Consider the following 16,611-nt stretch of genomic DNA (forward strand, 5'->3'; position numbering starts at 1 on the left):
AAACGGTCTGCATCTGCAACCACCTTGACAATTCCGCTCCTCAATTGCGGCTAATCTGAATACTCTGCAATGACAGCGATGCATGCCTTTTGAATTTTCGAGGCCAGAATTTGACAGCGTGTTCTTGCTTGATAATTCGCAAGGAAGATGTTTGCGGCATTACTTAGAGATAGTGAACCGAAGAGGAGAAAGACATGCCGATCTTCGTCACACAAGGGCGCTTCACGCCGGATGCCGTTAGAGGAATGCTGGCAAAGCCTGAGAACCGCGAGGAAGCCGTACGTGAGCTTTTTGCGCAATCGGGCGGAAAGCTCTTATCGTATTACATGACATTCGGCGAGTACGACTTCCTGATCGTATCGGAGGGGCCTTACGAAGGTGTTGCCACATCCGCCATTGTCGCAGCAGCTTCTGGAGGTGTCGTTGACATGAAGACGACGCTTGCCATGACGTCAGCGGACATGCAGTTGGCTTTCGCAAAGGCCGGTCCGGTTGCCGCACGGTTCAGGCCGGCTGGAGCGCAGAGTCAACGATCTTCGTGAAGGACAGGATTCAGCAGGTGAATTCCGTTTGAGCATCGAGAAGGTTAATGGCTATGAAGCCAATGAGCGATGCTCACTTTACGGTTCTGCGCCGACATATGGCTGAGGTTATCGCCATCCATGCCGATCTGGCCAGCAATGAAATCGGCAAGTCGGCATTGGATGAGCGAGTGATGAATGCTCTGCGCAAAGTGCCGCGACACCTCTTCGTTCCGGCACCTCTTGCCGTTTATGCCTATCATGATACACCTCTGCCCATTGGATTCGACAAGACGATTTCGCAACCTTTCATCGTCGCACTCATGACAGACATGATGTCTATCCAGCCCAGCGATAAAGTGCTCGAAGTCGGTACGGGGCTGGGATACCAGACCGCAATTCTCGCAGAGCTGGCAGGCCGGGTCTGGAGCATAGAGGTCATCGAGGAGTTTGCTGGCGTTGCGCGTGAAACCCTTCATCAACTTGGCTATATGAATGTCGAGACCAGGGTCGGTGATGCGGCGCGCGGATGGAGCGAGCACGCGCCTTTCGACAAGATCCTAGTGACGGCTGCGACCGACGATGTGCCTGGTCCGCTTCTGGCGCAACTCAAACCAGGTGGCCGCCTTGTCATGCCGCTCGGTCCTGAAGAGATGCAGCGGCTGACCGTCGTCATGAAGGATGAAAATGGTCGAGTAACTCTCCAGGAATCCCTCCCCGCTCGGTTCGGTTGCCTGGAAAAGTTTAGTTGAGAGGTAGAACCCGTTCAGAATCAAGCTCCGACGCATGTTCGCCGCTCTCCAAAATCTGTCAGTAAGGCCGGTCACGGATACGAAGCTTGAAGAGAAGGCGAGAAAGCCAGATTTCCAACAGAATGAAGACGGTCGTTAGAACGAGAATATTCAGCGTATCCAGACCTAGTTCCTTCCGTAGTAGTACAAGCGGAAGCAAGGCTTCAGGAATCTGGTCGATTCCGAAGGCGCGGGCATGAGGTCGAAGGCGTAAGCGTCTCTTGAGGAAGCTCGCGCACAGGTCCCCGAGCATGGATAGAGTGGCGATCCAGGCTCCCATCTTATAGCCGATTCCTAGGGCTTCGGCGCAGAGGGCGGTAGCGGCAATCGATGCTGCGAGACCACGAAATGTTTTGGATGATCCGAGAAGGGGTTGCCCATCTGGCAGCTTCAGGCCGAAATCGAGAGGTTTTGCCAAGCGATCCTTCAAAAGCTTCTTGATGAAGATGGGCGTGCCATTGGCCGCTCCCAGCAGAAACAGAACCGTCAAGTTCAGCCTGAATTCGTCCACGTTCGAGGCCTCAACCCTCACAGACGGCGTCCAGTCATCCATCGCTATCGATCAAGGCTTCTTGTTCAAGCTTGTGATATAGGCTGTCACGTCTCGCAATTCCCTTGGCTCCAACATGATATTGGGCATCGTCTTATGCGACGTCCGCAAGGCAACTGTGAGAGCGGTCGTTGTCATGCCGGGCGTCTGAGCGATACGCATGAAGGTTGGTGCCTGTTCACGGGGGGATCGGCCCTGACCAGCTTCAACTGCATGACAGGTAGCGCACGCTTCTCGAGACAGGCGAAGTCCCTCCTTGGGATTGCCGGCATCTTGAGCGTAAAGCAGATCGGGTGCCATGAAGAGGCTAATAAGAATGCCGATAATGCGAATCATGAACCGGCTCCTGCAAGCGGCTCCTTTTACGGAGCGTTCGGGCAAACTTCGGCATGAGAGTACGCTGCCCCCTCAACGGGCAAGATTGTTTCCCCTGTCAGCAAATTGAACACTTGTAAGGTGGTCGATCAGCGTGCGTTGTCTTTGATTATTCGCAATCTCGATCCGCTGTCGGAACTCGTTCAGTCTAGAAGACTACGGTAGGATTGCGAAGGAGCAGCCTTCATTCGGTCTAATCTGCTTTTTCACAAGGACCCGCACTCGATATGGGGCGCGTCAGAATGATATTCGTCAAAGAACACTTCTCTCGATGCGCGAATAGTGATCGACATGTAGCGCAACCTGACAGGTGAGAGAATTATGATGAAGCTGCAGATTCCCCGAGATGGCTGCGTGCTTGTGGGTGACGGTCACAAGGTTCTTTTGTTGAGAAATCAGGGAGATGAAGTTCATCCTAACCTACAGGTGGAGCAGGAGTTGAATGCGCCCGATAACCCGCGCACCCGGCTTCAAGGAAGCGACAGGCCGACAAGAATGGTGACGACGGCTAGCCAGCGGAGTGCGATTGAGCAAACGGATTGGCATGACTTGGCCGAGGTGCAGTTTGCCAAGGATGCCGTATCGGCATTGGAGGAGGTTTGCAGTCACAGGCAGGTAGAGGGTATTGTTATTGTCGCTCCACCTCGCATGCTGGCCACCATCAGGCAAGCTATGCCGGACGCTATCGCGAAGCGTATTATCGCAGAGATCGACAAGGACCTGACAAAGATTCCGGTCTACGAGATCGAGCGTCACCTGACTGGCGGATGATATCTTTCAAGAATTATGTCCTAACAACCTCAAATGCCATCAAATGTGTTACAGTTCGTTACAAACGCACACGAAATGTTACCGGCTTGCGCTACGCGTGTGACAATGAGCTGGTTGAGTAGGGGGCCTGGCGCCTGGACCGGAGCTTCCTATGTACTCTTCCCATCTCACATCCCTAGCACGTGGCGCTGCCCATCCGGCCTTTGCTCTCCAATCCAATGAATTGACCCTGGAGAGCCTGTTCGCGGCGCAGCCGGCTGAAAGGCTCCCAAGCGGCGCCGCCGCGTTCTGGGAGGGAGATCCGGCGACACACCTGCTTCAGGTCGCCGAAGGGTGCCTGCGGCTCTACAGGGTCCTGGGAGATGGACGGCGTGCCGTGATCGGCTTTCGCTTTGTAGGCGAGTTGATCGGCATTTCCTGTTATGGTTCCTATAGTTATACGGCTGAAGCCGTGACGCACGTGCGGATCCGGCGGATCACTCGTACGCGCCTTCAGGCCCGCGAGCAGGAGATCCCTGAGATACGCCCCCTTGTTATGGCAAAGATGTTTCAGGAGATGGACGCAGCTCAAAGGCACATCATCGTGCTCGGCCAGCTTGGCGCTGAGGAGCGTGTCGCCCATTTCCTGGTCTCCGCCGCGATGCGCATGGGGGGAGAGCAAGGAGAGGCGGTGCTTATCGACCTTCCCATGACACGCCTCGATATCGCCGATTATCTGGGTCTGACGATCGAGACCGTGTGTCGGGCGATGTCCAAGCTCAAGCACCATGGAATCATCGCCTTGGATGGCCGCCATAGCGTGACGGTACTGCGCCTATCCGATTTACGAAGCATGGCCGGCGATGTGGACGATCTTTCCGGCTTTCACGATCAATGTGCGCTTGCGCAACTTCCCAACTGACATCAGGTGCTATTTTCCAAAATCGAACGTCGCTTGATTTTGAAGGGAGAGCCATGTCTTGTGGTCGCCTTCAGTTGCGTCTGACACATTGGCCAGGTCCTGCTCTCCCACTCATCGCCCTCACGTGGAGAGCCGATTGCATGACGTGCATGGCTTTCACTCAGAGCAGAGTCCAGGTCAGAATAAAGAGAGCCACGCGCCATATTTCGCCTGCATCTTTGGGAGCGACGGTCATACGTTCCAATTCCTTCTAAGCGGTCACTAAACCTCATTTCCAGGAGGTTGCCATGCCTGTCTTCGATGCGTCAGTGTTCAACGACAATGAAAAGGATATCCTCCACCTGCGTGACATTCTTTCATCGGGCAAGCGGTCAGCAGGGTTCCTGGAAACCCGCAGGAGCGAGTCTGCGGAGCCTTGGCCTTGCATCGGTCGTCGGGCGCAGAGGCCCCGATGCCAGGTTCCTCTGATCGTCGGCGTTGCCGTATCGATTACATTGGATGTGCATACCTCATAAGGGTTATGGCTCTTAAAGGACGATTTTCCCGACGGATTCACGTTCAGACCGCAGGCGTTCACATGCGCTAGCGTGGTATTTATCCTTAAGGGTGGGTCTGCTCCGGGCTGTTCGAGCCTGAGGGCCTTTTTTTGGGCCGATTCCCGGCAAAGATTGGTTTACCCTCAGGGTAACCGGTCCGCCCCGCCTGCTTCAGGCGGGCCCCCTCTTCGTATGGGTCGTTCGATGCTTGTTGCAGAACACGGCCAAAGCGCCAATGGCATGTCGCATCATCCCGCTCACCCCGCGCATATTCTTGTCGTCGATGACGATGCCCGGATACGGTCGATGCTGTCTCGCTACTTCGAAGGCGAAGGCTTTCAAGTCAGTCTTGCCGAGAGCGGGGCACAGATGCGGCAGAGGCTGGAGAAAGCTCCGGTCGATCTTATCCTACTGGATCTTGGCCTTCCCGATACGGACGGCTTGGCGCTGGCACGGGATATTCGGGCCCGCTCGGAAGTAGGCATCATCATCATGACGGGCCGCAGCGATGATGTCGATCGCATCGTTGGCCTGGAGGTGGGCGCTGACGATTATGTCTCCAAGCCCTTTAACCTGAGGGAGCTTCTGGCTCGGGTCAGGAGCGTGCTCCGGCGACTGCAACCGGCTGTCCCGACGCAGGAGCCAAAGCTGCCGGTCGCGGAGGAAGTTATTTGCTTCGACGGCTGGATCCTGGACCGAAACCGGAGACTTCTGACTTCCCCGGACGGTCGGGAGATTTCTCTCACGACAGGTGAGTTCGATCTCTTGAGCATTCTTGTAGGTCATGCCGGACGCGTGTTGACCCGCGATTATCTGATGGATCGGACGCGCGGGAGATCTTGGCAGGTCTTTGACCGGTCTATCGATGCGCAGGTGTCGAGACTCAGGCGCAAGATCGAAGGCGATGCGCAAAATCCGAGGATGCTGAAATCCGTGAGGGGAGTCGGCTATATCTTCACTGCCAAGGTTACGCCCTCCGTATGAGAACCTTGTAAGTTCAGGAGCTTTTCAGTCGCTCGGGGTGTCGTCGAGAATGGCGCGTAGCTTCGAGGCGAGGTCGGCAGCGGTATAAGGCTTCCTGATCCAGTTACGGCTTTCCGTCTCGGCTTGCTTAATCACGTCGAGCTCCGCGTAGCCTGATGTATACAGTACCTGCAGATCGGGCCGGGTTCGATGGACTTCGGCGGCAAGCTCCGCCCCCGAAAGGCCTCCTGGCATCACCATGTCGGTAAACAGAAGATCGATATCGGGGCTTTGCTGCAGGATGGAGAGGGCTTCCGGGCCGTTCCCGGCGGCCAGCACCTTATATCCCAGTTCGATAAGCCGCGCCGTTGTGATACGTCGAACACGTTCCTCGTCCTCAACGACCAGAATCGTCTCGCCTTTCGAACGGGGCATCGGAGGCTTTTCGGATGCGGATGATACAGTCTCTTCTTCCCGATCCTTGGCATATGGAAGATAAATCCGGATGATCGTTCCACGGCCGAGCTCACTGTAGAGCGCGACGTGCCCACCCGATTGCTTGACGAAGCCGTAAACCGTGCTGAGTCCGAGTCCTGTACCGGATCCTGTCGGTTTCGTGGTGAAGAAAGGTTCAAAGGCTCGCTCCTGCACCTGCGGAGACATTCCGATTCCCGTATCGGTCACGGAAATCAGGATATAGCTTCCAGGCTTAACGTCGGCGTGGGCTGCAGCGTAATCCGCATCGAGCTGTGCATCGGAGACCTCGATGGTCAGTCGTCCTCCCTGAGGCATTGCATCTCTTGCATTGATTCCAAGGTTGAGAAGAGCATTCTGCAACTGCGCAGGATCGATCATCGCCTGCCGGGAACTTTCGACGACGGTTCTGATCGTAATCGTTTCGCCAAGAGTTCGGCGCAGAAGATCGCTCGTTCCCGAGACGAGATGACCGACATCCACGAGTTTAGGATTGAGCGGCATCCGGCGGCCGAAAGCCAGAAGACTTGCCGTCAGCTGTGCAGCCAGGTCGGCGGCTTCCTGAGAATCGTTGATGAGTTCCCTATAGCTCTGATCGGGGAGGCGGGCTTCGAGAATCTCCAGGTTGCCCTTGATCACGGTCAGAAGATTGTTGAAGTCATGCGCTACGCCGCCCGTGAGTTTGCCGATGGCTTCCATTTTTTGAGTTTGCCGCAGTTCCTGCTCGATTTGTCGCATTTCGGTGAGATCGCGGATGAACCCCGTGAAGACCAGCTCCCCGTTGCTGCGGGCTTCGCCGACATTGAGCTCCATCGGAAAAAGCGAGCCATCCTTGCGCATTCCGGTCACGATCCGGCCTTTACCGATGATACGGTGCTCTCCGGTCCTCAGATAGCGGGCGATATAGTCATCATGGGCGCTGCGGTCAGGTTCGGGCATCAACAGGCTTACATTGCGTCCTGACATCTCTTCCGCAGCATACCCGAAGAGCTTCTCCGCAGTCTGGCTGAAGGATTGAATGATCCCATGACTGTTGATCACGATCATGGCGCTCGGAACAGTTTCCAGAATGGACCGCAGATGAGCCTCTCTGTCTCGTGCCTCACGGGCGGCGACCAAGAGCGCTTCGCCAACTTCGTTGACCTCGCGTACGGGTGTGTTGACGCTGGGAACGCTCTCTCCGCGTCCGACCGCGACGCCCGCCCCCTTGAGGCTCCAGATCGCAGTCGAGAGGTTTGAACCCGTCCAATAGGCCAGGATCGCAGCTACGACAAACAGCAAGGCACCAATGAGAGTAAGCGAGATAAGGGCGCGTCGCAGGGGAGCATTGAAAACCCGCTCGGGAACGGCAACCGCTATGGTCCAGTTTGTCCTCGGCGAGCGCACATAGGCTGTTCGTACCTCGATTCCTTCAAGGTTTCGGCCGCTCCAGAAGCCTTCCGCTCCCGTCGCCCGCGTGCTCCAATCGACAGGTGTAGGCTTTCCCACGAACCGGTCGTGGTCGGTCGATCGAGCGACGACGACATCGTTGCGATCGACGACGATGGAGAGCCATTCCGGAGACAGCCGGACCCGTTGAATGACCTCTGACAAGTGAGTAGCTGGAATTTCGATTGCCAGAAGATACTGAACGTCGCCGTTATTAATTACGGGCACCATGACGTTCACGATCCAGGTCTGCTCGATAGAGCTTTTCATCAAATCCGTGATGGCCGGTTGCTTTGTGCGGATGATCTCCTTCTCAACCGGCGCAAGATGCGGATTGCTATCGTCTATCGCGGTATTCCACGGCAGAGCCGTGTTCATAACCTGCTGCATCAGGCCTGGGTCATGCAGGGCAATCGTGACCCCAAGTGTGCGCGATATTTCGACTGCATGATCATAAAAGCCTTTGAGATCACCTTCTTGGAGAAGCGGTGAAGTTGATAGCGCCTGCAACATCGGAAGAGGAGATGTGAGTTCTCGGTCGATGGTCTGAACAAGCTCACGCGCCAGAAGCCGGGCGCGCTCGTCCGCCCATCTCTGCTGCGATTCGACATAGAACCAGGTCAGCACGGCAGCGAACAGGATAACCGGAATGAGAAGGACGACGGCAAAGGTCAAAAGATGTGCGCGGGCCGACCATGCCTGCCCCAGTCCGGGACTACGAGGTTGCTTGGAGCGAGCACTGTCAAAGGGGTCAGGGATGAACTCATGGGTACCTCGCCCGTGAAGGAGAGGCCGACGCGTAGCGCTTGTCATGGTCGTCGGTACCAGAGTGAGGTAATCGTGATGGGTTTCCCAATGCGCCATGTTACTGTGCCGTATTGCTGGCAATCATGACAAGCTCCATGCCGATCATGATCTTGGCTCTTCCAGGCGCAAGAGAGCGGTTCCCTGGAAGCGATATCTGTAACCCCTGTTCACCATGGGCGGTGAGCGTCGCAACGGAGCCCCCTACTACAGACGTAATTCTGCCGGGATTATCGTTGCTCTCACTTTCCATGTCCCGACCTCCTGGTGCTTAGGATAGCCCTGACCAACCTCTCAAACGCACCGAGATCTTAGGGCGGAACCACCTATAAAGTTTGATTTCTATCAAGAGATTCCTGGTTAGGCCTAAAGCGGCGTGGCGACCGTCGGGAGCCCGGGTAAGGGCCTTTTTGCATTGCATCGAATGGCCAGTGCATTTTGATTTTGCTCAACTTTTTTCGTGAATCCGCCCGTATGCTGCGAGCATTCAGCCTAGATCAAGCTCTTAGAGGGAAACCATGAGTGCGACCGGTCTCGATGTCTTCGACAAAACGCTTCAGACGACAAATCTCTGGCTGGACGAGATCATGGCGGAGCATGGTCCCGACCGGCAGACGGCCTGGCACATCCTCGGCGCCGTCCTTCATGCGGTGAGAGATCGCCTGCCGGCGGAGCTCGCCGTTCATCTCGGGGCACAATTACCCCTTCTCGTCCGTGGCCTTTATTACGACCAGTGGCATTTTTCGCGCGAGGCCGGTCAGGAACGATCTCTCGAGCATTTCCTCGATCATATCGATCAGGGGCTGAAGAACATCAGGCCGATCAACCGGCTTGAAGCTGCCCGGACTGTCTTCGGCGTCCTGAACCGTCACCTGACAGGCGGTCAGGTTGAGAAAGTCCGCAACACGCTTTCTCATGAAGTCCGAGCACTCTGGCCCTGAATTTGCTCATTTGTCCCTGGGAGATACCGATGGCTTCCGACCCGGTTGAGACTGCCAGAGCCGCGCGTGAGCGACTGGTCGTCCGTAGACGCGGCCTGCTGGACGACATTGCCTCGATGGAAAAGATCTCAATCGACGATGCGCTTGATCTCAAGATCGTCCAAGACGCCATTGATGTCGTCGACAGATCGATTGAAGAGGAACACGCTCAACGATCCCGGCTTTATGATGCAGTCGATGAATCGGGTTCAGAGGCGCGCCCATTGTGAAGGGTCGTTTCCTTTTCGATTTAGGGTTGCGGCATTGAAATCTGCTGAGCGCAATACGTTGGGACTTGCCCTGGGACAACTAGCCGTCAGGGCGGGAGAGATCGTGATGGGCATCTACAGAAGAAGCCCTTCGGTTGCGATCAAGCGCGATGCTTCTCCGGTGACGGAGGCGGACCTGGCCGCAGAAACCATCATCATTGAAGGTCTTGGAATGCTGCTTCCTGGACTCCCTGTTGTTTCGGAAGAGTGTCCCCAGAGCCAAATTGCCCCTCCGGGTGACGCCTTTGTTCTGGTGGATCCTCTCGATGGCACGCGGGAGTTTGTTTCCGGGCGCGACGAATTCACGATCAACATCGCATTGATCGTGGAAGGACGCCCTGTTGCAGGCGCTGTCTATGCTCCTTCCCTTGATGAACTCTGGTACGCGGGATCGGAAAGTTTTCGGCTGTCAGTCGCGCCTGGCGTTCAGATCGCGGCAGATTCTCCCGTAGTGAGGGTTCGGGTCCGGCAGCCTTTGGCCGACAGCTTTGTCGTGCTGATCAGTCGCTCTCATCGTGATCCTGCGACCGAAGACTTTCTGGATCGGCTATCACTGAAGAACCGCCGGCCTATGGGTTCATCCCTGAAATTCTGCCGGATTGCCCAGGGGGACGCCGATCTTTATGTCCGCCTTGCTCCTACTCATGAATGGGACACGGCTGCGGGAGATGCAATCCTGTCGGCGGCGGGTGGGCTGGTTCTCGATCCGAGCGGAGTTCCATTGCGCTACGGTAAAGCCAAGTCAGGCTTTCTTCACGAAGGGTTTGTTGCTTTGGGTGGATTCAGGCCATCCTGGGACTGGGACGATGTTCGTTTGAGCTCGTGAAGGTTCAGGATTTCATCCCGGATGAGGCTTGCTTCCTGCGTTGCATCGAGCCTGACCCAGTCGATCATGCCGCAGTCGCGCTCGGCTTGCCGCTCAACAACGTCCTTCGTTGCATCGGAAGGATCTCTCTTCCGGTTGGACACCCTCGACAGCAGCAAGGTGATGGGCGCTTGCAGCCAGCAGCCGTTGAAAGGGACGTTGTGCCGATCCGCGAGCTGCCGAATTCTGTCCCGTTCCTCCGGTCGATCGAACACGGCGTCGACGATCACGGTGAAGCCGCTCTCAAGGGCCTGTCCGGCCTCTTCGCGCATGATCTCGTAGACGCGTTCGGATATATCAGGTCGGTAGGCTTCTTCCGGCAGCTTTTCGTGGGATCGGACGCCGTAAAGACGCTTGCGGATACGGTCGCTGTTGAGGACGCGTGCCCCAGGAACCGGAGCGAGGCAAGGGGCAGTGAGAGAGGCAATGGTGTATTTTCCGGTTCCGCTGAGGCCTCCGATAGCGATCAAGCTTGGCGAGACAGTCTTGAGCAGAGACAAGGCCAGGGTGAGATAATCTCCCGCCTCTGACAGAAGACTGGGATTTGCAGCGGCAGGTGAACTCTGCACCTGTGTCGCTGTGACATGGGCACGGATCGCTGCACGGATGGCCATGAAAAACGGGACAAGTTTCAGTCCGTCCGTTTCATCGGTCACGTCAAGATATCGATTTAGCAATATATTGGCCAGAGAATGACAATTCCTGTGCCATAGATCCATCAGAAGGAAAGCAAGATCGTAGAGAATGTCGATTTTGGCGAGCTTCTCGTCGAACTCGATGCAGTCGAACAAGGTCGGGATGCCATGCCACAGGCAGATGTTGCGCAGGATAAGATCGCCGTGACAGTGCCGGACCTTGCCCGATATCCGGCGGTGCTCAAGCAGCGTCGCATGGTCCTGAAGAGCCTGACGGAACCGTTGTGAGAAAGCAGCTTCCTCACGATCGGGAACGAGCCGCGTCGCGTGCAAGGACTCTTCGTTGATGGTGAGAACGCCGGCCATCCCCTGGACGCCTCCGTCATTCAGGCTGACGGCTGCATCCCGATGGAAGGCAGCAATGCGGTAGGCAAGATCTTCCATGAGAGCTGGCGTCAAAGTTCCCTGTTGCGCCATGCGATCAAACAAGCACTCCTGGTCGAAGCGGAACATCTCAAGTGCGGCATCGACCATGGTTCCTGTTCCGTCGAAGGCAAGCTCTCCATTGGGGGCCCGAGTTATGGTGTGAACGCCGATGTACAGGTCTGGAGCCGTGCGGCGGTTCAAGGCGAACTCTGCCATGCAGGCCTTGAGACGCATTTCTGCCGTCGAGTAATCGAGATAGGGATAGCGCACGGCTTTTTTCATCTTGTAGACCTTGCCGTCGGTCAGGAAGATCATCGATGCGTGCGTCGTGATGATCTCGACGGATTCATTATTGCCGCGGAGCTTCTGAAGAAAGGCGATGGTCTCGGCTTGCTCTTCAACGACCATTCCTACCGCCCGGTTTCATGAGGGGTTTTCATTTCAGCCTTAGATTAAGCACTTCCAATAGCCTGTGCAAAGACATCCGACACATCGAGTATTGTGAGCTTACTCCCCAGCGATATCATGAAAGCTGGGGTCTGAGGAATGGTATTGGCCAGGATCACTGCGTCGATGGCGGGCTTGGTCAGGTTCCGCAGAGAGGCCTCCCCGCCGACCCCATGTGTTGCCGCGACGATCACGTGGGTAGCGCCGTGGTCGCGGCATTGCTGCGCGACCCGCGCCATCGTCGTGCCCGTGCTGATGAGATCGTCCAGGATCACCGTCGTGCAACCCGAAACGTCGCCAGCGAAGAGGTCGCCGGTAACGCGCCCCATGCTGCGTTGCTTATCGGCGATCCCCTTGGAAACAGGACGCTGCAGGATGTCTTCCAGGTCCTGGCGGAACAGTTCGGCGCGCTTGGCGCCTCCGATGTCGGGCGATACGACGGCGACCGGCTCGCTGCCCGCCACCGCAGCGATATGACGGCCAAAGGCGGCATAGGGGTTCAGATGGGTCGTACTGAGGCGAAACGCATTCTCGAAAGCTGCGAGGTTATGAACCTCCATCGTGATGAGCCGATCCGTGCCGATTGCCTCGAAAAGCTGGCCGACGTAGCGTGTCGTTACCGGATCGGATGTCTTGGTCCTACGATCCTTCCGAGCATAACAAAGGTAGGGCGTGATAACTGTGACATGCCGCGCTCCGGCATCTTTGAGGGCGCCGATGAAGAAGAGCAGGCGGCAAAGCCTGTCATTGACGCTCTGGCCAAAGCCACCATGGAGACCGGAGAACACAATCACATCACGCCCACGGACATCCACCAGCGGTCTCGATTTATGCTCACCGTCTTCGAAATCGCGCTCTTCATGAGGTTGGAGCGACTGCCCGAGATGCTGCGCAATGCGCTGGCCGATTGCGGCTCCCGATTTCAGGGAGAACAGAAGCGGCTCTGTCCCGCTCGGAATTCTGTGTGCATGCCTCAGACGAGGCTCGGGCGCATGGTGATGGCGAACGGCGACACCGCCGAACAGACCATCGATATCCTTGCCTCGGCTGGAGAGCGGCGTAAGAACGATCTCAGCGCGGATCCTGATATCGTCCCCAAGAGTCGCGTCGAACTCGGCGAGGACCGGCTCCGCGCGCTCCTTGACCAGTCGCCCGAGCCGGCGAAGCCTGGCGGCGTTGCGCCGCTCCGGTGCTTCAATCAGAACCGCAGCGCCAGGATCGCATGGCCCCATCAGGCTGTCGAAGGCTGCTCCAGAGAAAGTCAGTTCCGGTTCATCCTGGTGAGAATCCCACTGGAGCATGAAAGCACTTGCCGCGTCCTCGCCCAGCTCCGGCACACCCATTTCCTTGGCCGTCGGGGCAATGCGACCGTTTCTTTTCTGCTGCCAGCGCTCAAACAGGCGCGAAAGAGCCTGGTCCTTCGGTTGGGGGGCGAAGTCAAGCCTCTCGAAGAGCCGGAGAAGAGCAGGCTCCGTCATCGCGAAGACCGTCATGATCGACCTCGTCATTGAGTGCATGCGGGGGACGGTTCATAGCCCGGTGTCATTTTTCAGGGCGCTGCTTCTGGAGGGCTGAACTTTGTCATGGCCGGAGGCAGGAACAACAGGTCTCGAAGAAGACTGAAGCAGATGCGACACTTCCGCATCCGTCAGCTGGTGAAAGTCGCTGTAGAACTCGCCGATGCCGTAGAAAGTGCGTGGCGCCAGGAGGCAGACCACATCATCGACAAGACTGCGCAGGGAAACGGTTTCGTCTGCGGGCGCCACCGGAACGGCAAGGACGATCCGGGCTGCACCCCGGCGGGTGAGCGCTTTCAGGGCTGCGCGCACCGTGGTGCCAGTGGCGATGCCGTCGTCGACCACGATCGCCGTGCGCCCTGCAATCGGAACCGGAGGGCGGCCGGACAGGTAAGTCTTGCGGCGTCTCTCTATTTCTTCGAGCTCCTTGTGAGCGAGGATATCCAGATCGCTCTTGCTCAAGCCTGACAAGGGCATGACCTCTTCATTGATCACGAGATCCGGCCGTTCTCCATCGACGACTGCAGCAACCGCCAGTTCCGGCTGAGAGGGAAGGCCGATCTTGCGCACGAGGAGCAGGTCGAGAGGGGCCGACAGGGCCTTGGCGATTTCGAATCCGACAGGAACGCCTCCGCGAGGGAGCGCGAGCACCACTGGATCCTTGAGATGCATCGGGACAAGCTCGGCAGCCAGAAGGCGGCCGGCGCTTGTGCGATCCTGAAACTCGTACATCGACGAAAGCCTCCAGGGCCGTGGAAGCAAGCGTGGCAGCTTTTCGATGCCTCGCGAGCACTCGAGCCAGTCAGGGTGCGCCTGATGATTAGTCCTTTCCGCCGTTGGGATATTGACCATAATCAAGGTCCGGTTGTCTGCAACGGCCTTTCCTGAAGCCATGACAGCTGAAAGCGCCGACCATGTCGCTCCCGCGCTGGGACTTTCGGAAGCAGGCGCGGCTGAGCTCGCGGAAAAAGTCCGCTTCATGAGCAACGCTTCGTCCTATCCTCATCCGCCGGATCAGGTCACGGCCAAGGAAACCCATATGTCATGGGTCTTCCTCGCCGGGGACAAGGTGTTCAAGCTCAAGAAGCCCGTGCGTTATCCTTATCTCGACTTTACAAGCTTGGCTGCCCGTGAGCGCTATTGCCGCGAGGAGGTCCGGCTGAATGCCCGCCTCGCGCCCGGCATTTATCGGAGAGTGGTGGCAATGACCCGATCCCTGTCCGGTGCCCTGGCTCTGGGGGGGAAGGGTGAAACGGTCGATTGGCTTGTCGAGATGAATCGGCTTCCGGAAGAATGCATCCTGGAAGCCCGCCTGAAGGAAGGGAGCGTAGGCGAAGACGATGTCGAACGCCTTGCTCGAACCCTCGCGGATTTTTACCTGTCTGCCGAACACCCCGCCGTCGATCCGGATATGCCGTTCAAACATTTTCTGACGGAAATGGCAGAAAACCGCGCCGTCCTGCTGCGAACCGACCTCCTTTCCGACCGGGATGGCCTGTCCGCTCTTCTCGACCGGGTGGAAGCGGCCTTGCGAGGCGTTCAGGAACGCCTTCGGGAAAGAGCACGATCCGGGCATATCGTCGATGGCCATGGCGATCTTCGACCCGAGCATATCTGCCTCGGTGAACCCGTGGTGATTTTCGATTGTCTGGAGTTCAGCCGCGACCTGAGGCTGCTCGATCCCTTCGACGAGATGACTTTTCTTGGGATGGAGTGCGCGAGGCTCGAGGCCGCTTGGTTCGGTCCTGCCTTGATTGCGCGCGTCGCTGCGCTCATGGGGGAGCGCGTTCCCGATGACCTCATTCCGGTCTATACGGCGCTCCACGCCGTCCTGAGAGCCCGCTTGTCGCTCGCCCATCTTCTCGATCCCGTTCCTCGCGAGCCTCGGAAATGGGTTCCACTGGCCAAACAATATCTTGCCCTGGCAGAGCATGCTCTCGTTGCGAAGGAATGAGATAGCTTCGTGGGTTCCAGGTGTAAGACCGATGCGAGCCTCAAGACCGCGCTAAGGTCTTGCGAATCTGTTGCTCATAGGCTTGAAGCTTTTCGCTGATCCTGACCGGGTAGGGCGAAGGTGGCGGCGGCAGAGAGCGAAAATTCTCTGGTAGCTGCGCCATGGAACGGCGGGCACGATCGCGGATCCCGGTTAATGCCGGCGCAGGCCTGATCCGTCGTCCGGCGCGCATCACCAACTCGAGAAGCGGAATCCCCGCAGCGGCCTCGTCGCATCCTGCAATGATGTCCTCCTGGGCTTCGCCATCGTGAAAGTTCCGGAAGACTTGCTTTCTGCCTGGAAGGGTGCGCTTGCCCGGCGAGAGTTTCATACGCCCCTGTCCGGCATACTCGACGAGTTTATAAGCAATATCGAGCGCGGGAGCGTCGTCGGAGACGCTCATGCTGGTTCCAACTCCAAATGCGTCGATAGGAGCTCCTTGCCCAAGGAGCTGAGCAATCTTGTGCTCGTCCAGGCCGCCGCTGGCGAAGATCTGGAGCTTGTGCAGTCCTGCCTCGTCCAGGATGGCGCGGGAGGCGACGGCCAATGCTCCGATGTCGCCGGAATCGAGACGCACGCCGCGCAGCCGGCATGCGGTGCCAAGCTCCTTCGCAAGTTCCACGACCCGCCGCACACCATCGAGCGTGTCGTAGGTATCGACGAGCAGGATCGTTTCGGGAAAGGTCGTGACAAAGGCGCGGAAGGCTGCGATCTCGTTCGGGAAAGCCTGGATGAAGCTGTGGGCCATCGTTCCTGCGACGGGAATATTCCACTTCAGTCCCGCAGCAAGGTTCGAGGTGGACGCCACGCCTGCAATGTAGAAAGCTCTTGCTCCTTTGATCGCCGCATCGAAGCCTTGCGCGCGGCGGCTTCCGAAGTCCACCACGGCGCGTCCCTGCGCAGCGTGGACGATCCGTGCGGCCTTGGAGGCCAGAATCGTTTGCAATCCGATCTGGTTGAGAACGAGCGTCTCCAAGATTTGCGCCTGGCCGATGGGTGCGACGATCTCGACGATGGGCTCATGGGGAAAGACAGGTGTTCCTTCGGGGATTGCATAGACATCGCCGGTGAAACGGAAGTCTTTCAGCTGTTCGATGAAGCTCTGTGGGAAAAAGGCCTGCGAGGACAGATACTCCAGATCCCTTTCCTGAAAGTGGAAGCTTTCGAATTCCTCGAGAAGCGGTTCCAGGCCGCAGGTCAAAAGGTAGTTTTGCCCCGGCGGCACCTTTCGGAAGAAGAGGTCGAATACGGCGATCTGGTCCATGCCATGTTCGGCATAAGCCCGGAGCATCGTCAGCTCATAGAGATCCGCGAAGAGAGCGGTACTGCTATCCGGTTTCTCAAGTGGAGAACTGGCGGACATCG

At 57.4% G+C, this 16,611-nt stretch carries 17 protein-coding genes; 8 read left to right on the top strand and 9 right to left on the bottom strand.

Features of this window, described 5'->3' with window-relative positions; translation table 11 throughout:
- The first annotated feature begins 194 nt into the window (after nucleotides 1–194).
- The gene (locus tag L879_RS0108640) at nucleotides 195–542 is read left to right on the top strand and encodes a GYD domain-containing protein (protein WP_027315754.1); all 348 of its coding nucleotides are present in this window, start codon (nucleotides 195–197) and stop codon (nucleotides 540–542) included.
- A gap of 62 nt (nucleotides 543–604) precedes the next feature.
- Nucleotides 605–1,273: a protein-L-isoaspartate(D-aspartate) O-methyltransferase gene (locus tag L879_RS0108645; RefSeq protein WP_245265196.1), complete on the top strand. Its 669-nt coding sequence runs from the start codon at nucleotides 605–607 to the stop codon at nucleotides 1,271–1,273.
- 58 nt (nucleotides 1,274–1,331) lie between these two features.
- Here L879_RS0108645 and L879_RS0108650 read toward each other — a convergent pair whose 3' ends face one another.
- Nucleotides 1,332–1,865 carry a CDP-archaeol synthase gene (locus tag L879_RS0108650; RefSeq protein ID WP_084020839.1) on the bottom strand — a complete coding sequence of 178 codons (534 nt, stop codon included), beginning with the start codon at nucleotides 1,863–1,865 and terminating at the stop codon, nucleotides 1,332–1,334.
- A 9-nt stretch (nucleotides 1,866–1,874) separates the two neighbouring features.
- Nucleotides 1,875–2,198, bottom strand: coding sequence for a c-type cytochrome (locus tag L879_RS0108655; protein WP_051435168.1), 324 nt, complete (start codon nucleotides 2,196–2,198; stop codon nucleotides 1,875–1,877).
- Nucleotides 2,199–2,558: 360 nt separating this feature from the next.
- Between L879_RS0108655 and L879_RS0108660 the strand changes: the two genes are divergently transcribed.
- The 3 genes from L879_RS0108660 to L879_RS0108670 all read left to right on the top strand — a co-directional run bounded on the left by L879_RS0108660 (nucleotide 2,559) and on the right by L879_RS0108670 (nucleotide 5,429).
- The gene (locus tag L879_RS0108660; protein ID WP_027315758.1) at nucleotides 2,559–3,008 is read left to right on the top strand and encodes a host attachment protein; all 450 of its coding nucleotides are present in this window, start codon (nucleotides 2,559–2,561) and stop codon (nucleotides 3,006–3,008) included.
- A gap of 151 nt (nucleotides 3,009–3,159) precedes the next feature.
- The gene (locus tag L879_RS21000) at nucleotides 3,160–3,909 is read left to right on the top strand and encodes a Crp/Fnr family transcriptional regulator (RefSeq protein ID WP_051435169.1); all 750 of its coding nucleotides are present in this window, start codon (nucleotides 3,160–3,162) and stop codon (nucleotides 3,907–3,909) included.
- Nucleotides 3,910–4,685: 776 nt separating this feature from the next.
- Nucleotides 4,686–5,429, top strand: coding sequence for a response regulator (locus tag L879_RS0108670; protein ID WP_027315759.1), 744 nt, complete (start codon nucleotides 4,686–4,688; stop codon nucleotides 5,427–5,429).
- Between the two features lie 24 nt (nucleotides 5,430–5,453).
- Here L879_RS0108670 and L879_RS24605 read toward each other — a convergent pair whose 3' ends face one another.
- Nucleotides 5,454–7,985: a hybrid sensor histidine kinase/response regulator gene (locus tag L879_RS24605; RefSeq protein WP_368086314.1), complete on the bottom strand. Its 2,532-nt coding sequence runs from the start codon at nucleotides 7,983–7,985 to the stop codon at nucleotides 5,454–5,456.
- Between the two features lie 190 nt (nucleotides 7,986–8,175).
- Nucleotides 8,176–8,367, bottom strand: a complete 192-nt coding sequence (locus L879_RS21010) for a hypothetical protein (RefSeq protein ID WP_035459116.1) — start codon at nucleotides 8,365–8,367, stop codon at nucleotides 8,176–8,178.
- A 265-nt stretch (nucleotides 8,368–8,632) separates the two neighbouring features.
- Here L879_RS21010 and L879_RS0108680 point away from each other — a divergent pair, with 265 nt between their 5' ends.
- Genes L879_RS0108680 through cysQ form a run of 3 tightly spaced genes read left to right on the top strand, consistent with a single transcriptional unit; the run spans nucleotide 8,633 to nucleotide 10,189 of the window.
- Entirely contained in the window at nucleotides 8,633–9,055 is a 423-nt protein-coding gene (locus tag L879_RS0108680; RefSeq protein WP_027315760.1) for a DUF2267 domain-containing protein, read from the top strand.
- A gap of 29 nt (nucleotides 9,056–9,084) precedes the next feature.
- The gene (locus L879_RS23865; protein WP_161634649.1) at nucleotides 9,085–9,324 is read left to right on the top strand and encodes a hypothetical protein; all 240 of its coding nucleotides are present in this window, start codon (nucleotides 9,085–9,087) and stop codon (nucleotides 9,322–9,324) included.
- Complete coding sequence (gene cysQ, locus L879_RS23185; protein WP_275944454.1) at nucleotides 9,293–10,189, top strand: 3'(2'),5'-bisphosphate nucleotidase CysQ; 897 nt, start codon at nucleotides 9,293–9,295, stop codon at nucleotides 10,187–10,189. The genes L879_RS23865 and cysQ overlap by 32 nt, the downstream gene beginning before the upstream one ends.
- On the opposite strand, the gene L879_RS21020 is transcribed toward cysQ, so the two are convergent.
- From L879_RS21020 to L879_RS0108710, 5 genes are all read right to left on the bottom strand, one after another.
- Nucleotides 10,117–11,697: a bifunctional aminoglycoside phosphotransferase/ATP-binding protein gene (locus L879_RS21020; protein WP_084020843.1), complete on the bottom strand. Its 1,581-nt coding sequence runs from the start codon at nucleotides 11,695–11,697 to the stop codon at nucleotides 10,117–10,119. The genes cysQ and L879_RS21020 overlap by 73 nt on opposite strands.
- Nucleotides 11,698–11,741: 44 nt before the next feature.
- On the bottom strand, nucleotides 11,742–13,229 hold the full coding sequence (locus L879_RS23190; protein ID WP_084020884.1) for a ribose-phosphate diphosphokinase: 1,488 nt from the start codon (nucleotides 13,227–13,229) through the stop codon (nucleotides 11,742–11,744).
- Nucleotides 13,230–13,265: 36 nt separating this feature from the next.
- The gene (locus tag L879_RS21025) at nucleotides 13,266–14,234 is read right to left on the bottom strand and encodes a phosphoribosyltransferase (RefSeq protein ID WP_368086315.1); all 969 of its coding nucleotides are present in this window, start codon (nucleotides 14,232–14,234) and stop codon (nucleotides 13,266–13,268) included.
- A gap of 61 nt (nucleotides 14,235–14,295) precedes the next feature.
- Entirely contained in the window at nucleotides 14,296–15,111 is an 816-nt protein-coding gene (locus L879_RS24070) for a hypothetical protein (protein ID WP_210163815.1), read from the bottom strand.
- Between the two features lie 136 nt (nucleotides 15,112–15,247).
- Entirely contained in the window at nucleotides 15,248–16,609 is a 1,362-nt protein-coding gene (locus L879_RS0108710; protein ID WP_027315763.1) for a nicotinate phosphoribosyltransferase, read from the bottom strand.
- Nucleotides 16,610–16,611: the final 2 nt, after the last annotated feature.

Origin of the sequence: Microvirga flocculans ATCC BAA-817 (assembly GCF_000518665.1) — a bacterium.
Lineage (GTDB): Bacteria > Pseudomonadota > Alphaproteobacteria > Rhizobiales > Beijerinckiaceae > Microvirga > Microvirga flocculans.